The organism is Actinomadura mexicana (genome assembly GCF_900188105.1).
GTDB classification, from domain to species: Bacteria; Actinomycetota; Actinomycetes; order Streptosporangiales; family Streptosporangiaceae; genus Spirillospora; species Spirillospora mexicana.
In genome coordinates this window covers 138443-156250 of sequence record NZ_FZNP01000006.1, presented here as the reverse complement: position 1 = coordinate 156250, position 17808 = coordinate 138443, and the positions used below count along the sequence as shown (strand labels likewise).

General features: G+C 72.9%; 12 protein-coding genes and 1 pseudogene. 5 read left to right on the top strand and 8 right to left on the bottom strand.

Annotated elements, in window-relative coordinates:
* Positions 1-67 precede the first annotated feature (67 nt).
* Genes CHC11_RS17115 through CHC11_RS17100 form a run of 4 tightly spaced genes read right to left on the bottom strand, consistent with a single transcriptional unit; the run spans position 68 to position 4623 of the window.
* Positions 68-1525: a glycoside hydrolase family 3 protein gene (locus CHC11_RS17115; RefSeq protein ID WP_245919329.1), complete on the bottom strand. Its 1458-nt coding sequence runs from the start codon at positions 1523-1525 to the stop codon at positions 68-70.
* Positions 1522-2361 (bottom strand): carbohydrate ABC transporter permease, encoded by an 840-nt coding sequence (locus tag CHC11_RS17110; RefSeq protein WP_089312746.1) that lies wholly within the window; start codon positions 2359-2361, stop codon positions 1522-1524. The genes CHC11_RS17115 and CHC11_RS17110 overlap by 4 nt, the downstream gene beginning before the upstream one ends.
* Positions 2358-3329 carry a carbohydrate ABC transporter permease gene (locus tag CHC11_RS17105; protein WP_089312745.1) on the bottom strand — a complete coding sequence of 324 codons (972 nt, stop codon included), beginning with the start codon at positions 3327-3329 and terminating at the stop codon, positions 2358-2360. Before CHC11_RS17105 ends, CHC11_RS17110 begins: the two co-directional genes overlap by 4 nt.
* Before the next feature lie 22 nt (positions 3330-3351).
* Complete coding sequence (locus CHC11_RS17100; RefSeq protein WP_089312744.1) at positions 3352-4623, bottom strand: extracellular solute-binding protein; 1272 nt, start codon at positions 4621-4623, stop codon at positions 3352-3354.
* 254 nt (positions 4624-4877) lie between these two features.
* Here CHC11_RS17100 and CHC11_RS17095 point away from each other — a divergent pair, with 254 nt between their 5' ends.
* A complete protein-coding gene (locus CHC11_RS17095; RefSeq protein WP_089312743.1) occupies positions 4878-6101 on the top strand; it encodes an ROK family transcriptional regulator in 1224 nt (407 codons plus the stop codon).
* A 79-nt stretch (positions 6102-6180) separates the two neighbouring features.
* On the opposite strand, the gene CHC11_RS43450 is transcribed toward CHC11_RS17095, so the two are convergent.
* On the bottom strand, positions 6181-6315 hold the full coding sequence (locus CHC11_RS43450; RefSeq protein WP_281258333.1) for a hypothetical protein: 135 nt from the start codon (positions 6313-6315) through the stop codon (positions 6181-6183).
* A 235-nt stretch (positions 6316-6550) separates the two neighbouring features.
* Between CHC11_RS43450 and secA2 the strand changes: the two genes are divergently transcribed.
* A complete protein-coding gene (gene secA2 / locus CHC11_RS17090; RefSeq protein WP_089312742.1) occupies positions 6551-8884 on the top strand; it encodes an accessory Sec system translocase SecA2 in 2334 nt (777 codons plus the stop codon).
* Here secA2 and CHC11_RS17085 read toward each other — a convergent pair.
* Entirely contained in the window at positions 8865-9437 is a 573-nt protein-coding gene (locus CHC11_RS17085; protein ID WP_089312741.1) for a TetR/AcrR family transcriptional regulator, read from the bottom strand. The two genes, secA2 and CHC11_RS17085, sit on opposite strands and share 20 nt — an antisense overlap.
* A 137-nt stretch (positions 9438-9574) precedes the next feature.
* On the opposite strand from CHC11_RS17085, the pseudogene CHC11_RS17080 reads away from it, so the two are divergent.
* Positions 9575-10312 (top strand): annotated as a pseudogene (locus tag CHC11_RS17080) (DMT family transporter); the annotation flags it as partial.
* A 77-nt stretch (positions 10313-10389) separates the two neighbouring features.
* Here CHC11_RS17080 and CHC11_RS17075 read toward each other — a convergent pair.
* Positions 10390-15039: an Lhr family helicase gene (locus tag CHC11_RS17075; RefSeq protein WP_179278873.1), complete on the bottom strand. Its 4650-nt coding sequence runs from the start codon at positions 15037-15039 to the stop codon at positions 10390-10392.
* A gap of 119 nt (positions 15040-15158) precedes the next feature.
* Here CHC11_RS17075 and CHC11_RS17070 point away from each other — a divergent pair, with 119 nt between their 5' ends.
* Together CHC11_RS17070 and CHC11_RS17065 are read left to right on the top strand one after the other, a co-directional pair.
* Complete coding sequence (locus CHC11_RS17070) at positions 15159-16436, top strand: alpha/beta hydrolase (RefSeq protein ID WP_089312739.1); 1278 nt, start codon at positions 15159-15161, stop codon at positions 16434-16436.
* A gap of 10 nt (positions 16437-16446) precedes the next feature.
* Positions 16447-16641, top strand: a complete 195-nt coding sequence (locus CHC11_RS17065) for a DUF3046 domain-containing protein (RefSeq protein WP_089313012.1) — start codon at positions 16447-16449, stop codon at positions 16639-16641.
* A gap of 8 nt (positions 16642-16649) precedes the next feature.
* Here CHC11_RS17065 and CHC11_RS17060 read toward each other — a convergent pair whose 3' ends face one another.
* Entirely contained in the window at positions 16650-17807 is a 1158-nt protein-coding gene (locus CHC11_RS17060) for a glutathionylspermidine synthase family protein (RefSeq protein ID WP_089312738.1), read from the bottom strand.
* Position 17808: the final 1 nt, after the last annotated feature.

Below are 17808 nucleotides of genomic sequence, written 5' to 3'. Positions count from 1 at the left end.
ACTGCAAAGCACGACGCACCGCCGGAACCGGGCTCTTGTCCGACGATGCGCCGTGGGTCTCCGACGATTAACACAACCCCAGGAGTTCTGCGGCGGCTTGGGCGTTGGCGGCGGCGGCGCCGTAGGTGGCCAGGTAGACGGCGGAGTGGGGGCGCCAGACGGGAAGGCCCATCTCCACGACGACGGTGTCGGGGCGGGCGGTGAGCAGGGCCGTGGTGAGGGCGCGCTGGCCGGCGTGCCGGTGCGCGTCGCGGAGGACGATGACGAGCCCGCGGCCCTTGGCACGATCCAAGACACGTTCCGCCGTCCCGTCCGTCCCGTCGGCCCGGACGGCGTCGGGCGCCCACGGGTGCAGGCCCCAGGGCGTCGGGCCGACCGCGATGTTGCCGCTGGACTCCGTCTCGACGATCAGGGGCGGCCCGGTCCAGCCGGGCAGCGCGCCCGTCACGCGGACGGCGCGGCGGGCGGCCTCCAGGCCGGCGGGCCGGTCGACGACGGCGGGGCTGTGCCCGGCGAGCCATTCCCTGAGCAGGCGGGTGCGCTCGGCCGCGTCCGCCAGCCTGGCGAGCGGGAGGCGCCCGGTGCGGACGGCCTCGTCGATCGCGGCGAGGGTGGCCTCGACGGTCTCGGCGTGCTCGTGCGGGCCGAGGCACAGCAGGTCGGCGCCCGCGATGAGGGCGCGCACGGACGCCTCCGGGATGCCGATCGCGCCGCTCGCGCCCCGCATGTCGAGCGCGTCGGTGACGATCACGCCCTGGTAGCCGAGGCGCTCGCGGAGCAGGCCGGTGATCGCCTCCTGGGAGAGGGTGGCCGGCACCCCGCGGGTGATGCCGGGCAGGCTGAGGTGCCCGGTCATCACCGCGCGGGTGCCCGCGGCGATCGCCGCCCGGAACGGGACCAGCTCGCGGCGGTCCAGCAGGTCCAGGTCGGCGTCGACGAGCGGGATCCCCAGGTGGGAGTCGTCCACGGTCGCGCCGTGGCCGGGGAAGTGCTTGGCGCAGGCGGCGACGCCCGCCTCCTGGGTGCCGGTGACCGCGGCGGCGGCGTGCCGCGCGACGAGCGCGGGGTCCGAGCCGAACGAGCGGGTGCCGATGACCGGGTTGTCGGCGGCGGTGTTGACGTCGACCGACGGCGCGAAGTTGAAGTTGACGCCGACCTCGGCCAGCTCGGCGCCGAGCGAGCGGTAGATGCGGCGGGTGAGCTCGGGGTCGTCGACGGCGCCGAGCGCGGCGTTGCCCGGGTAGGGGCTGCCGGTCGCGTGGCCGCCGAGGCGGGTGACGTCGCCGCCCTCCTCGTCGATCGTGATGAAGGGGTCGCCGGCCTTGCGCATCTGCGCGGTGAGCGCTGCCAGCGACTCCGGGCTCGGGACGTTTCCGGTGAGCGCGAACAGCGTGACGCCGCCGAGGCCCGCCTCCAGCTCGTCCAGGAACCAGCGGGGCGCGGTCGCGCCGGGGAAGGCCGGGAGCAGCGTGCCGCGTGCGAGCCGGGCGATCTCGGCCGTGGTCGCGATGTCGTCGGTCGTCACCCCTTCACCGCCCCGGCGGTCAGCCCGGACACCATGCGGCGCTGGACGATCAGGAAGAAGGCGATGACGGGAATGGTGAGCAGCGTCGACGCTGCCATGATGGGCCCCCAGGCGTTGCCGCTGCGGCCGAAGAAGAACTGCAGCATGATCGGCAGGGTGTACTTGGTCTGGTCGTCCAGGAACGTGAAAGCGAAGATGAACTCGTTCCAGGCGGTGATGAAGGAGAAGATGCTGGTCGCCACCAGGCCGGGCGCGACGAGCGGGAGCATGACGCGCAGGAACGTCCGGACCGGGCCCGCGCCGTCGATGGCGGCGGCCTCCTCCAGCTCGCGCGGCACGGCGGCGACGAAGCCGCGCAGCATCCAGATCGCGAACGGGACGGCGAAGCCGATGTAGACGATGACGAGGCCGGCCAGGCTGTTCAGCAGGTCCAGTTGCTTCAGGTCGAGGAACAGCGGGATGACCAGCGCCTCGCACGGGACCATCTGGACCACCAGCAGCATGATCAGGAACGTGGTGCGGAAGCGGAACCGGAACCGGGCGACGGCGATCGCGGCCATCAGCGACAGCAGCGCCGACGCCAGGACGGTGACGAGCGCCAGGATCGCGCTGTTGCGGAAGTACTCCCAGAAGGAGACCTCGGCGATGCCGCCGTTCAGCACCAGGTCGAAGTGCTCCAGCGTCGGGTGGGACGGCAGCGGCTTCGGCGTCGTGCTGAAGATCTCGGTGTTGGGCTTGAAGGCGGTGGAGGCCATCCAGAAGACGGGGAACACCGCGATCAGGAAGACCAGCAGGCCCGTCCCGTTCAGCAGCAGCTTGCGCGTCAGGCGCCTCATCGAGTCTCCCCCTGACGGACCATGACCCGCACGTAGAGGGCGGTGACGACGAGCAGGATGAGCGTGAGCACGAGCGCGATCGCCGATCCCATGCCGAGTTTCGGATTGAGCGAGCCGAACGCCTCGGAGTAGCCGTACAGCGACAGGTTGAACGCGTCGCGGTTGGCCATCCCGGCCATGATGAACAGCTGGGTGAAGACCTTGAAGTCCCAGATGATCGACATGACGACCAGCACGAGGAAGATCGGCTTGAGCATCGGGTAGGTGAGGCTCCAGAACGTCCGCCACGGCCCGGAGCCGTCCACCCTGGCGGCCTCGTACAGCTCGCCCGGGACGCTCTTCAGCCCGGCCAGCACGGACACCGCGACGAACGGGCACGCCTGCCAGACGACGCACACGGTGAGGACGGTGTAGGTGGACAGCGGCGTGGCGAACCAGTTGTAGTCGCTCCAGCCGCCGCCGACGAGGAGGTCCGGCAGCAGGTCCAGGCACCAGTTGACCAGGCCGCCGGTGGTGCCGAACAGCCAGCTGAAGATGATCGCGGCGGTGACCGGCGGGGTCGCCCAGGCGACCATCACGCCGCCGGCGACGAAGCTCGACATCCGCTTGCCGAGCTTGTTGAGCAGCAGCCCCACCAGCGTCCCGACGACCAGGGTCAGGGACACCGCGACGACGGCGAACAGCACGGTGTGCCTGAGGGTCTGCCAGAAGAACGGGTCGTTGAAGATCTTTTCGAAGTTCTCGGTCCCCACCGTCTCGGCCGGCTCGCCGCGCAGCTGGCGGTTGCCGACCTTCTGGAACGACATGATCCCGATCTGGATCATGGGCCAGAACATCAGGACGGCGATCACGGCCACGGTGGGCGCGATCAGCAGGTAGGGCCCGAAGCGGGGCCTGCGGCGGGGGCGCGCCCGGCCGGACGTTTTCCGGCCGGGCGCTTTCCGCACCGCGGGAGCGGTGTCGAGCATGGACGTTCCGATCAGCCGGGTGCTAGGGGTTCAGCAGCGTGTTGGCCTGCTCGTTCGCCTTCTTCATCTCCTCTTCGGCGGACTTGCCCTGCATGATCGCCTTGACCGCGTTCGGCAGCACCTTCTTGGCCTGCTCGAACTCGCCCCAGCCGGAGCTGATCGGCGGGAACTTGGTGTTGCCGGCGATCGAGGTGAAGACCTCCAGCTTGGGATCGGAGAACTTCACGTCCGACCGCATGGAGGAGAAGCCGCTGTAGTCCGCCCAGCCCTTGGCGTTCTTGGCGTTGTTCAGGACCGTGATGTAGTCGAAGGCCGCGCCCTTGGCCTTGCTGTCGTTCCAGACGGCGAGGTCGGAGCCGCCCGCCATGACCGGGGCGCTGCCGCCGGTCTTGGTCGGGATCGGGAAGACGCCCCACTTGTCGGCGTTCTTCTCGGAGATCTTCTTCATCTCCTTGAGCGCCCAGCTGCCGTCGACGTACATGCCGAGCTTGCCGAGCGCGAAGTCGCGCTGCGGGCCCTCCAGCTCGTTCTTGCCGACGTACTTCTCGGGGGCGACCTTCTCGGTGGTGACGAGCCCGGCGTAGTACTTGACCGCCTCGACCGCCGGCGGCTGGTCGAGCCGGCCCTGGAAGCCGCCCTTGCCGTCGTCGACCGCGACCTCGCCGCCGTTGCCCCACACGAAGCTGAGCAGCGCGTTGGTCTGGTCGCTCGGGATGCCGATGCCGGGGACCTTCTTGGAGTCCTGCACCTTCTTCGCGGCGGCCGAGAGGTCCGCCCACGTCTTCGGCGGCTGGATGCCGAGCTCCTGGAACCAGTCCGTCCGGTACCAGACGCCGCGGACGCCGCCGTACCACGGCACCGCGTAGGTCTTGCCGTCCGCGGTGTCGTTGCCGAGCGCGGTCTTGTTCAGGGTCTTGCCGTCCGCCCAGCCCGTGAACTCGTCGGTGATGTCGGCCAGGCTGCCCTGCTCGATGTGGGACTGGACGTCGGTGTTGCCGAGCTCGGTGACGTCGGGCCCCTCGCCGCCGGCCGCCGCCTTCTGGAACGTGGTGGCGACCTGCGGCCACGGCACGTACTTGACCTGGACGTCGGTGCTCGGGTGCTTCTGCTTGAACTCGGCCTCGACCCCGTCGAGGAACTTGGTCTGCTCGGGCGTGCCGTCGCCCATCATCCAGACCTTCAGCTTCGCCGGGTCCTTGCCGCCGCCCGCGTCGCCGTCCTTCTCGTCGCCGCCGCAGGCCGTGGCGGCCAGGGCGATCGCGGCCGTCACGGCCGCAACCTTGATGTACTTCACTGGGGGTTCCTTTCCGGCATCGCCTCGCGCGGCCTTGTGGCCTGCGGTGCGAGGGGGAGACGGCGCGGACCCTTTAGGGTCCCAGCCATGCCCCTCTCGCGTTCGCATCGCTCGCGGGCGCACTGCTCGCCAGTCCGCGCTCTGCGCGCGCCCCCGACCCGGGGTACCGTGCCGGTCGGCGCTTGGGCGTAAACTAACAAGAAACTTTCCTAAATAAAACTGCTCGTTAGCGGATTGAGACATCAGGGGTCAGAATGGGAAGACGCCCGGGAACGCCGAGACTGCTGCGTGAGCTGAACGATCGCGCGGCGCTGGACCTGCTCGTCGAGCAGGGCCCGCTCACCCGCGCGCAGATCGGCGAGCACACCGGGTTGTCGAAGGTGACCGCGTCCCAGCTGCTGTCCCGGCTGGAGGAGCGCGGGCTCGTCTCGGTGGTGGGGGAGCAGGCGGGGGGGCGGGGCCCCAACGCCGCACTCTATGCGGTCGTTCCGTCCAGCGCGTACGTCGCGGGCCTGGAGGTGGGGCCGGACGGGGTCACGGCCGGCGTCGCCGACATCACCGGGCACATCGTCGCCCAGGTCACCGTGGACCCGAACGGCGCCGACGATCCCGTGAAGACGGTGCACAGCGCCGTCGTCAAGGCGTGCCGCTCCGCCAAGGTCGCGGTGACGAGGCTGAGCGCGTTCGTCATCGGGACGCCGGGCGTCGTCGACCCGCAGTCCGGCGACGTCCAGTTCTCCTTCGACCTGCCCGCCTGGCACGAGGGCGTCCTCGCCGCGCTGCGCACGGACCTGCGCCGCCCGGTGATCATCGAGAACGACGTGAACCTCGCCGCGATCGCCGAGCGGGCCTACGGGGCCGCGCGCGACGCCGACGACTTCGCGCTCATGTGGTTGGACCGCGGGATGGGCCTGTCGGTGATGCTGGGCGGGCGGCTGCACCGCGGCCGGTGGGGCGGCGCGGGGGAGATCGGCTACCTGCCCGTCCCCGGGGCGCCGCTGCCGGTCGGGGCCGCCCGGCGCGCCGCGCGGGACGAGGGCGTCACCGAGTCGACGACCTGGGGGATCCCGACCCTCGCCGGCGGCTACGGGGCCCTGGTGGGCGCGGACGCGGTCCGCGCTCTCGCGCACGAGCACGGCATCGCCGAGCCCACCGCCGTGGACTGCGTCCGCGCGGCGGCCGCCGACGAGGACCGCGGCGGGGCGTTCCTCGACGAGCTCGCCGACCGCATCTCCTACGGCGTGACCTCGGTCAACATCGTCCTGGACCCCGGGCTCGTGGTGCTGTCGGGAATCCTCGGCCGGGCCGGCGGGGGGCCGCTGGCCACCCGCATCGAGTCGATCGTCGGCCGGATCAGCCCGACCCGCCCCACCGTCGCCGTCACCGGCGTGGAGGGCGACCCCGTCCTGCGCGGCGCCCTGCACGCGGCGCTGGAGCAGGCCCGCGACGACGTCTTCCCGGCCGCGGGGGCATCGTAGGAAGGCGCGTCCGCGAAAGCGGGAAGCGCCTCCGCCGGGCGGGCGGAGGCGCTTCCCGATCGCGCGGTGGACCGTTCCCCTACTTGGCGGGCGCCGCCGCGACGACGACCTCCGGATGGCGCCGAGGGTCGTTCAGCGCGCGGTCGATGACGGTCTGGCTGATGATCTGACGCTTGCGCCGGAGAGCGGCGGCCTTGCGTGCCGTAGGTGTCATGCCGAAACCCCGTTCCGCGGTGACACTTTCCCCTTGGCCACCGCAAACCCCGTGATGCGGCCAATGCTCTCAAACGAAGGGGCTGGAGGGGATCCGCCCGAGGAATGACTTCGGGGTCAGACCAACAGCGGAGACCCGCCCCGGACATCCGCGGGGCCGCCGCCCTGAGATCATGGGAACGCCGACTTCCAGCCGCCCGTTGGGGGAACCGTGAGCGACGAACCGAGGGGACGTCATGGCGCTGCGTGACCGGCTGCGGCGCCTGGTCCAGAAGCCCGGAAGCGTCGATCTGGCGCCGCTGCGCGCCCTGGTGGACGAGGCCGCGGCGCGCGAGTCCCGCGTCCGGGAGCTGCCGGACGCGGAGCTCACCGCCGCCGCGTCCGCCCTCCGCGAGCAGGAGGACCTCGCGGAGCTGTGCGCCCTCGGCCGGGAGGCCGCCCGCCGGACGCTGGGGGAGCGGCCCTTCGACGTGCAGCTCGTCGGGACGCTCGCGCTGCTGTCCGGGCACGTCGCCGAGATGGCGACCGGCGAGGGCAAGACCCTGGCGGGCGCCCTGGCGGCGGCCGGGTACGCGCTGCGCGGCCGCCGGGTCCACGTGCTGTCGGTCAACGACTACCTGGCGCGGCGCGACGCCGAGTGGATGGGCCCGCTCTACGCGATGCTGGGCGTCACCACCGGCTGGGTCGGCCAGTCGTCCACGCCCGCCGAGCGGCGCGAGGCGTACCGGGCGGACGTGACGTACGCGCCGGTCAGCGAGGTCGGGTTCGACCTGCTCCGGGACCGGCTCGCCACCCGCGCCGCCGACCTCGTGCTGCCCGAGCCGTCCGTCGCGCTGATCGACGAGGCCGACTCGGTGCTGGTGGACGAGGCCATGGTCCCGCTCGTGCTCGCGGGCGCCGACGACTCGGGCGCCGACGGCCCGCGGTACGCCGACCTGGTCCGGCGGCTTCGCCCCGGGCTGCACTACGCCACCGACGACGAGGCGCGCAACGTCCGGCTCACGGCGGCCGGGGCGCGCGAGGTGGAACGCGTCCTCGGGCTCGACCTGTACGCGCTGGAGAACCTCGCCACCCTGACCGCGGTGAACGTGGCGCTGCACGCGGAGGCCCTGCTGCACCGCGACGTGGACTACATCGTCAGGGACGGCGCGGTGAAGCTCGTCAGCGAGTCACGGGGCCGGGTCGCCCTGCTGCAGCGCTGGCCGGACGGCCTGCAGGCGGCGGTCGAGGCGAAGGAGGCCCTGGACGCCTCCCCGAGCGGGGAGATCCTCGACTCGATCACCGTGCAGGAGCTGATCGGGCGCTATCCCGTCCGGTGCGGCATGACGGGCACCGCGATGGCCGTCGCCGGGCAGCTGACCGAGTTCTACTCGCTGCGGATCGCGGTCGTCCCGCCGAACCGGCCGTGCGTCCGCGAGGACGAGCCGGACCGCCTCTACGCGACCGCCGCCGACAAGGAGGTCGCGATCGTCGAGGAGATCGCCGCCGCGCACGCCGCGGGCCGCCCGGTGCTGGTCGGGACGGGCGACGTCGCCGAGTCCGAGCGGCTCGCCCGCCGCCTGGCCCGCGCCGGGCTCGACCGGGTCGTCCTCAACGCCAAGAACGACGCCGAGGAGGCCGCGATCATCGCGGAGGCGGGCGCGCACGGCGCGATCACCGTCTCCACGCAGATGGCCGGCCGGGGCACCGACATCCGGCTGGGCGGCAGCCCCTCGCCGTCCGCCCCGGGCACGGCCCCGGCCGAGCGGGACGGTACCGACCACGACCGGGTCGCGCGAGCCGGCGGCCTGCTGGTCATCGGGACGGGCCGCTACCACAGCAGCCGCCTGGACGACCAGCTCAGGGGGCGGGCCGGACGGCAGGGCGACCCCGGCGGCTCGGTGTTCTTCACCAGCCTCCAGGACGACCTCGTCACCCGCTACGCGCCGGACGAGGAGTCGAAGGCGTCCACCGGCGACGACGGGCGCATCAGCGACAAGGGCGCGCACTGGATCGTCGGCCACGCCCAGCGCGTCGCGGAGGGCGTCGACCTGGAGCTGCACCGCAACACGTGGCGGTACAACCACCTGATCGGGCTCCAGCGGCGGGAGGTGCTCGCCGAGCGCGACGCCGTCCTGAACGGCGACGCCGCCGACCGGGCCATGGCGGCCGACGCCCCGGAGCGGCACGCCGAGCTGACCGCGGTCGCGGGCGCGGACGCGGTGGCGGGCGCCGCACGGCAGATCGTCCTGTACCAGCTGGACCGCTGCTGGGCAGAGCACCTGGGGTTCCTCGCCGACCTGCGCGAGGGCATCCATCTGCGGTCGCTCGGCCGCGGCCTGGACCCGCTGGTCGAGTTCAACCGGGAGGCGGTCCCGGCGGGCAAGCGGCTCCTGGCCGACGCGCGGAAGGCGTCCGTGGCCGCCTTCGAGGCCCTCACCGCATCCGAGGACGGCGTCGACCTCGACTCCGCGGGGCTGAAGCGGCCCTCGGCGACCTGGACCTACCTCGTCCACGACAACCCGTTCGGGTCCATGGACGAGCGGGCCCTGCGCGGGCTGGTCGCCATGTTCAGGGGGCGGCGGCGCTGAGCCGCCGGGGCACGATCGCCTCGGCGGCGGCGCGGGCGGAGGCCGCCGCGTCGCGGACGCCGGCGACGCTGTACGCGACGACCGCACCCTCGTGCAGGATGAGCAGCTGGTCGGCCAGCGCGCCGTCGCCCACCAGGTCCGCGTAGAGGGCGCGCACCCACGCCTTCTGCTCGGCGGCCACCCCGTGCACGGGGTGGGCCGGGTCGGGCAGTTCGGCGCAGGCGTTCACCATCGAGCAGCCGCGCCCGGACTCGGTGGCCAGCCACTCTCCGAGGGCGTCGAACGTGGCGAGGACCCGCTCGCGGGCTCCGGAGGCCTCGGCGATCCGGCCGGTCGTGAAGGCGCGCCACCGCTCGTCGCGGGCCCGCAGGTACGCCAGGATCAGCGCGTCCTTGGAGCCGAACCGGTCGTAGACGGTCTTCTTCGTGACGCCCGCCTCGGCGGCGATGAGCTCCATGCCGACCGAGCCGATGCCGCGCTCGTAGAACAGCTCGCTCGCGACCTGGAGGACCCGCCGGGCGGCGGGGGTGAGCGGCCGGTCGTGCACGGGCATCGCGGCTCCTTCCGCTGGGGTGACTCTGAGTATACATACCGGTATGGCTATGGTGTAGGTATACCGGTATGTATACCTGAGGAGGGCCAGTGGACATCCGCCGATCGGACGCCCTGCTGGGCGCCGCGTTCGTCGTCATGTGGAGCTCCGGGTTCGTCGGCGCCGAGCTCGGCACCCGGAGCGCGCCCGCGAGCGCGCTGCTGGCCTGGCGGTTCGTCATCGGCGCCGGCGCGCTCGGGATCTGGGTGCTGTGGCGGCGGCGCCGGATCCCGCCCCGCGACCTGGCCCTGCACGCCCTAATCGGGACGCTGGGGCAGGTCGGCTACCTCTCCGGCGTGTTCCTCGCCGCCGAGCACGGCGTCGTGGAGGGGGTCAACAGCCTGATCACGGCGTTGCAGCCGCTCGTCGCGGTCGCACTCGCCGCGCCCCTGCTCGGCGAGCCCGTCGGCCGCCGGCAGCTCGCCGGATTCGCCGCCGGGCTCGGCGGCGTCGCGCTCGTCGTCGGCGGCGACCTGAGCGCGGACGCTCCGGCCTGGGCGTACGCTCTTCCCTTCGCCGCGATGCTCTCCCTCGTCGGCGCCACCCTCGTGGAACGTCGCACGCGCCCCTCGCTGGAGCTTCCGGAGGCGCTGGCCGTCCAGGCGGGCGTGAGCGCGGTGGTGTTCTCGGGCTTCGCCGGTATGGACGGCTCGCTGGTCCCGCCGGCCGATCCCGCGTTCTGGACGGCCATCGCCATCCTCGTCGTGCTGGCGATGTTCGGCGGGTACGGGCTGTACTGGGTCAACGTCCGGCGGACGGGTGTCGCCCGCGTGTCCGCCCTGCTCTACCTGACACCGCCCACGACGATGCTGTGGGGCTGGCTGATGTTCGGCAGCACGCTCACCCTGCCGTCACTCCTCGGCATGGTGGTGTGCGCCGCCGCCGTGACCGTTGCCCTCCGGGGCCCGGACGGTCAGGAGCGCAGCCGCAGCCCGCGCGGCGTGGGATGGAAGCCGGCCGACTCCAGCGCGGCGGCCAGCGGGGAGTCGCTGATCGCCTCGCCGTCGGCGCGCTCCACGGTCAGCTTGCCGAGCGCCCCCTCGCGGACGGCCAGGGCGAGGGCGTCGACCGCAGGTTGCAGGACGTCCGGGTCGTCGTCCCAGGTCAGGAGCGTCCGCCCGCCGCGTTCGACGTAGAGGATCAGGCGTCCCTCGACCAGGACGACGAGCGCGCCGGCCTTGCGGCCCGGCTTGTGGCCGCTGGCGACCTCGTCGGCGCGTTCCGGCCAGGGCAGGGCCGCGCCGTACGGGTTGGCGGGATCGGCCGCCGCCAGGACGAGCGCGCGGACCCCGGGTTTGCGGGGCGCCTCCCAGAGGGCGGAGATGTCGTCCGGCGCGGCCGCCGCCGGGCGGAGCGCGCGGAGCCGGTCGACGGCCCCGGGCAGCGCGAACTGGGCGGCTCCCAGGCCCTCGACGAAGTAGCCCCGCCGGCAGCGCCCCGTTTCCTCGAACGCGCGCAGGACCCGGTAGACGGCGGAGAACCCGCCGGGGGTGCGTTCGGCCGCGACGGCACCGCGGATGACGATCCCGTACCGCTCCAGGAGCGCTTCGGCGAGGGCGTGCGAGCGCAGGGTCGCGGTGGGTTCGCGCTCGGGGAGCGGCCACCAGCGCCCGGCGACCGTGGGCGGGCCCGTCCGGGACGGCAGGACGGGACGCCCGCGGCGCGTCGTCCGGGAACGGTGCGTCGGACGGCCCGACCCGAGCGCGGACCGCAGCGGGGCCAGCGTGTCGTTGGTGAGATGGCCGGCCCAGACGAGGTCCCACACGGCGGTGACGAGGTCGGCGTCGTTCGCGGTGGCCTGCTTGTTCACGCGGTCGGACAGCGTGCGGAAGAACAACGCGCCCCCGTCACCGAGGGCGTCGAGGACGGCCTGGTGCACGGGCGTGAGCGTGATCTCGGCCGGGGTCGGCATGAGCAGCGGGGCGGTGTCGGCCAGGTACAGCGCCACCCAGCCGTCCCCGCCCGGCAGCCCTCCCTGGCCCGCCCACACGACCTCGCCGGCCGACGTCAGCTCGTCCAGCATGGCCGGGGTGTAGCCGGGCACCCGCGACGGCAGGACCAGCGACTCCAGCGCGGACGCGGGCACCGCCGCGCCCTGCAACTGCTCGACCGCCTGGACGAGCGCGTCGATGCCCCGCAAGCGCGACCCGCCCGAGATGCCGTGCCAGACCGGCAGGAACCGGCCGAGCGACTCCGGCGGGGACGGCTCGACCTCGGCGCGCAGGCGCGCCAGGGAACGGCGCCGCAGCATCCGCAGCACGCCGCCGTCGCACCATTCGGTCGTCAGCGGACCCGTGACGGACCCGACCGGCAGGAACTCGCCCTCGACGACCCGGCCCGCGCCCGACAGCCGCCGCAGCGTCTCGACGACCACGGCGACGCCCAGCCCGAACCGCGCGGCGGCCTCGGCCGCCCGGAACGGCCCGTGCGTGCGCGCGTACCGGGAGACCAGGTCGCCGAGCGGGTCGTCGACCGGTTCGAGGAACGCCTCCGGCACGCCCACCGGCAGGGGCGCGCCGAGCGCGTCCCGCAGCCGGCCGGCGTCCTCGATCGCGGCCCAGCGCTCCTCCCCGGCGATCCGCACGCGGATCGCCCGCCGCGTCGCCTCCAGCTCCGCCAGCCACCGCGACACCTGGACGAGCACCGCGTCCGGGACGGGGTCGCTCACCTCGGCGGCCTCGTCGTCGCCGTCCGCGGCCGCGCTCTCGTCCCGGTGGGAGCCGAGGCCCGCGGGCAGCGTCCGCTCGGCCGCCTCCGCCGTGCTCAGGGGGCCGAGGGCGCGCAGGAGGTCGGCGACGCCCTCCATGTCGCGCGCGCGGCGGTCGGCGGCGAGGCGCTGGAGTTCGCGTTCGGTATCGGCGACGGCGTCGGGATCGAGCAGCTCGCGCAGATCGGCCTGGCCGAGCAGTTCGGCGAGGAGCGCCGAGTCGAGCGCGAGGGCCTGGGCGCGGCGCTCCGCCAGGGGCGAGTCGCCCTCGTACATGAACGCGCCGACATAGTGGAACAGCAGGGAGCGCGCGTAGGGGGACGGCTCGGAGGTCTCCACCTCCACCATGCGGACCTCGCGTCCGGACATGTCGCGCATGAGCTGCACCAGGCCCGGGACGTCGAACACGTCCTGCAGGCACTCGCGCATGGTCTCCAGCACGATCGGGAACGACGGGTACTTGCTCGCCACGGCCAGGAGCTGCGCGGCGCGCTGGCGCTGCTGCCACAGGGGCATGCGCTTGTCGGGACGGCGGCGGGGGAGCAGCAGCGAGCGCGCCGCGCACTCGCGGAACCGGGCGGCGAACAGCGCCGAGCCGCCCAGTTCGTCGACGACGATGCGCTCGACGTCGTCGGCGTCGAAGACGGCCAGGTCGAGGCCGGGTGGCTCGTCCATGTCCGGGATGCGGATGACGATGCCGTCGTCGGCATGCATGGCCTGCGCGTCGACGCCGTAACGCTCGCGCAGGCGGCCGGCCATGGCGAGCGCCCAGGGCGCGTGCACACGCGCGCCCAGCGGTGAGTGGACGACCATGCGCCAGTCACCGAGTTCGTCGCGGAACCGTTCGACGACCATCGTGCGGTCGTCGGGTATGTGGCCGGTGGCCTCGCGCTGCTCGGTCAGGTAGGAGACGAGGTTGGCGGAGGCCCAGTCGTCCAGGCCCGACGCGGTGACGCGTTCCCGCGCCTCCTGCTGGGAGAGCTCGGCCAGCTCCCGGGTGAACGCACCGAGCGCGCGGCCCAGTTCGGCCGGGCGCCCCAGAGTGTCGCCGTGCCAGAACGGCAGCTTGCCGGGCTGGCCCGGGGCGGGGGAGACGAGCACGCGGTCGGGGGTGATGTCCTCGATCCGCCATGAGCTCGCGCCGAGGACGAACACGTCGCCCACGCGCGACTCGTACACCATCTCCTCGTCGAGCTCGCCGACGCGCGACGCCTTCTCGCCGACGAGGAACACCCCGAACAGGCCGCGGTCCGGGATCGTCCCACCGCTGGTCACGGCGAGCCGCTGGGCGCCCGGACGGTCGCGCAGCACACCGGTCACGCGGTCCCAGACGAGGCGGGGGCGGAGCTCGCCGAACTCGTCGCTGGGATAGCGCCCGGCGAGCATGTCCAGGGACGCCTCCAGCGCCGACCGCGGAAGCGCGGCGTAGGGGGCGGCGCGCTTGACGAGGGATTCGAGGTCGTCGACCGTCCACTCGTCCATGGAGACCATCGCGACGATCTGCTGGGCGAGGACGTCGAGGGGGTTGCGCGGGTACCGCAGCTCCTCGATCTCGCCGCCGCGCATGCGCTCGGCCACCACGGCCGTCTGCACGAGGTCGCCCCGGTACTTGGGGAAGATGACGCCCTTGGAGACGGCGCCGACCTGGTGGCCGGCGCGCCCGACCCGCTGGAGCCCGTTGGCGACCGACGGCGGCGACTCCACCTGGACGACCAGGTCCACCGCGCCCATGTCGATGCCCAGCTCCAGGCTGGAGGTCGCCACGACCGCGGGCAGGCGGCCCTCCTTCAAGGCGTTCTCGATACCGGCCCGCTCCTCCTTGGAGACGGAGCCGTGGTGCGCCCTGGCGATCTCCGAGGGCGCCCCCTTGGCGGCACCCGCCTGGGCCATCGTGGCCGCGGGGGAGTGGTCCTCCGGCAGGGACCCGCCGGCCGCGCGCTCGTAGGCGAGTTCGTTCAGCCGCCCGCACAGCCTCTCGGCCAGGCGCCGGGAGTTGGCGAACACGAGGGTGGAGCGATGCGCCTGGATGAGGTCGAGCAGGCGGTCTTCCACGTGGGGCCAGATGCTGCGCTGGCGGGGGTCGGGCGCCCCCGAGTCGTCGACGAACCGGCCGACCTCGCCCATGTCCTCCACCGGGACGACGATGTCGAGCTCGAACACCTTGTCCGAAGGCGGCTGTACGACGGCGGCGGGCCTCGGCCCGCCCAGGAACGCCGCCACCTCGTCCGCGGGACGGACCGTGGCCGACAGGCCGATGCGCTGGGCGGGGCGTTCCAGAAGCGCGTCCAGCCGTTCGAGGGACAGCGCGAGATGCGCGCCGCGCTTGGTGCCCGCCACGGCGTGCACCTCGTCGACGATGACCGTCTCCACCCCGCGCAGCGACTCGCGCGCCCGCGAGGTGAGGATCAGGAACAGCGACTCCGGCGTCGTGATCAGGATGTCGGGCGGCCTGACGGCCAGCCGGCGGCGCTCGTCGGCCGGGGTGTCGCCCGACCGCATCCCGACGCGGACGTCCGGCTCGGGGAGGCCGAGGCGGCGCGCCGCGTGGCGGATACCGGTCAGCGGGGCGCGCAGGTTGCGCTCGACGTCCACGGCGAGGGCCTTCAGCGGCGAGACGTACAGGACGCGGCAGCGGCGCAGCGGGTCTTCGGGGAGGGCCTCGGTGCCGAGCCGGTCGAGGGACCACAGGAAGGCCGCCAGGGTCTTGCCGGACCCGGTCGGCGCCACGACCAGCGTGTTGTCGCCGCCGGCGATGGAGTCCCAGGCCCCGGCCTGCGCGGGAGTGGGCGCGGCGAAGGCCCCGGTGAACCAGGCGCGGGTCGCCGGGGAGAAACGTTCGAGCACGTCACCGCCCATGGCGCCATACTGCCTCGCGGGTCGGACAGAACGCGCGGGCGTGGCGCGCGTCACATTGTAAGCAAGCGCTTGTATGGGCATGGTGGGGCGGCAGGCCAACGCTCCGCAAGGGAGTCACGATGCCTTACGTCCTCCTCGCCCTGGGCCTCCTGTTCGCCCTGACGGCCGCCAACGCCTACGCCCCGCGGCGCAGCCCCGTCCTGCTGGCGGCGAGCTTCTTCGCGGGCTGGCTCACGATCGAACTGGCGCCGCACGTCCTGGTCACCTGGGCCGCCGCCACGGCACTGGCCGCGGCCCTCGGGGGACTGGACGGCTGGGCGGGCTGGACCGGGCTCGTCCTGGCGGCCATCGGCATGGCGGGCGTCGCGGCCACCCTCGCGGCGTCCCGCCGGACGGTCGTCACCCTGCGGGACAGCGGCGCTCCCCTCGAACTGGACCCGGAGGGCGCACCGCGCTACCCGCTCGGACACCTGATCGTCCCCCCGCTGTGCCTGGTCCCCCGCAAGGGCGTGCGGGTCGAACGCAACGTCGTGTACCGGCAGGAGGGCCGCCTGCGCCTGAAACTGGACGTCTTCAGCCCCGCCGGCGAAGGCGCCGACGGCGAACCGCGTCCGGGGCTCATGCAGATCCACGGCGGCGCCTGGGTGATCGGCGACAAGCGCGAGCAAGGGCTGCCGCTGCTCAACCACATGGCCGTCCAGGGATGGGTCGGGTTCAACGTCAACTACCGGCTCAGCCCGCGCGCCACCTGGCCGGAGCACCTGATCGACCTGAAGCACTTCGTCGCCTGGTACAAGGAGCACGCCCAGGAGTACGGAGCAGACCCCGACTTCCTGTGCGTGACCGGCGGCTCGGCCGGCGGGCACCTCGCCGCGATGGTGGCGCTGACCGCGAACGTCCCCGAATTCCAGCCGGGCTTCGAGGACGCGGACACCACCGTCCAGGGCGCGGTCCCGTTCTACGGCTTCTACAACTTCTTCGAGCCGGGAACGTTTCCTCGCCCCTTCGGCACCACCCGCCTCATGGAACGGATGGTCGTCAAGCAGCCCTTCGCGGAGAACCGGGAGACGTACGCCAAGGCGTCCCCGGTCACCTACATCCGCGAGGACGCGCCGCCCTTCCTCGTCATCCACGGCAGCCGCGACTCGCTCATCCCCGTGGTCGAGGCCCGCCGGTTCGTCGAACGGCTGCGGGAGGTCTCCGGCTCGCCCGTCCTCTACGCCGAGATGCAGGGCGCCCAGCACGGGTTCGACGTCTTCCCCTCCTACCGGACGGCCCGGGTCATCGAAGGCGTCGAACGGTACCTGACGGGCCTGCACCGCCAGTACCGCCAGGGCCGCGCGCCCGAGGTCCCCGGCGAGGTGACGCGGTCCCTGGGAGAACCGTCCGTCGGATAGCGTGGGACGCGTGCGGCTAACACTCTTCTGGGATCGGATGAACCAGCAGTTCGGCGAGCACTACGCCGAGAGCGTGGCCAAGGACCACGTCATGGCCGAACTCGGCGGCCGCACCATCGACCAGGCCCTCGCCGACGGCGAGTCCGCGAAGAAGGTCTGGCAGGCCGTCGTCGCCACCTTCGACGTCCCCGCGACCCTGCGCTAGGGGCCCCGCTACAGCGGGATGCGGTGCGGGACGAACGACGACGTGTCGTCGGTGATGAGGCCGGACGTCTCCCTGATGCCGATCCCGGCGGCCCCGTCGTGGACCACCCACGCGCCGAGCACGGGGTGCTCGCCGTCGAACTCCGGCAGCGCGCAGAACTCCTGGAAGACGTACCCCTCCGCGCCGTAGTCGCCCTGGGTCCGCTGCTCGGAACCGTCCGGCGTGACGATGCGCATGCTCGCGCCCTCCCGCCCGAGCAGCGGCTTCTGCACATAGGACGTCAGGTCCGACGGGGTGTTCAGGTAGGTGGGCAGCAGATTGGGGTGGCCCGGGAACAGCTCCCACAGCAGGACGAGCAGCGCCTTGTTGGAGAGCACCATCTTCCAGATCGGCTCTATCCACGACGTGGGCGTCCCCGGGATGTCGCGCCCGAACGGCTCGGCGACGATCCACTCCCAGGGGTAGAGCTTGCAGAGCGTCCCGATCTCCCGCTCGTCGAGGTCGACGAACCGCCCGCGCGCGGCGTCCCAGCCGATGTCCTCCATGGCGATCGCCACACCCGGCAGGCCCGCCTCCTCGGCGGTCTCCTGCATGTAGGCGATCGTCATGACCTCCTCGCCGGTCTCGTCACCGGCCGTCCAGGCGAAGTGGACGGGCCCGCCGCCCACCGTCGGCGCCATCTCCTTCCAGCGCGCCACCAGCCGCTCGTGGACGGAGTTCCACTGGTCGTCCTCAGGATGGGTGTCCTGGAGCCAGTACCACTGGACGACGGCGCTCTCCACGAGCGCGGTCGGCGTATCGGCGTTGTACTCCAGGAGCTTGGCGGGCCCCTGGCCGTCGTAGCGCAGATCGAACCGCCCGTACAGGTGCGGGTCGCCGCGCCGCCACGACTCCTCGATCAGTGGCGCGACCCAGTCGGGGATGCCGAGGACGTGGTAGCGGCCGGTGGACACGACGTGCTCCACCACGTCCAGGCACATCCGGTGCAGTTCCTCGACGACGCCTTCGAGGGCCAGGACCTCGTCCATGTCGAAGACGTAGTGCACCGACTCGTCCCAGTAGGGCCGGGTCAGGTGCTCGGGGTGCGCGGTGCGGTGGAAGGCCAGGCCGTGCGCCTCGACCTTCTCCGCCCAGCCCTCACGCGGTGTGGAGCGGACACGGCGCACG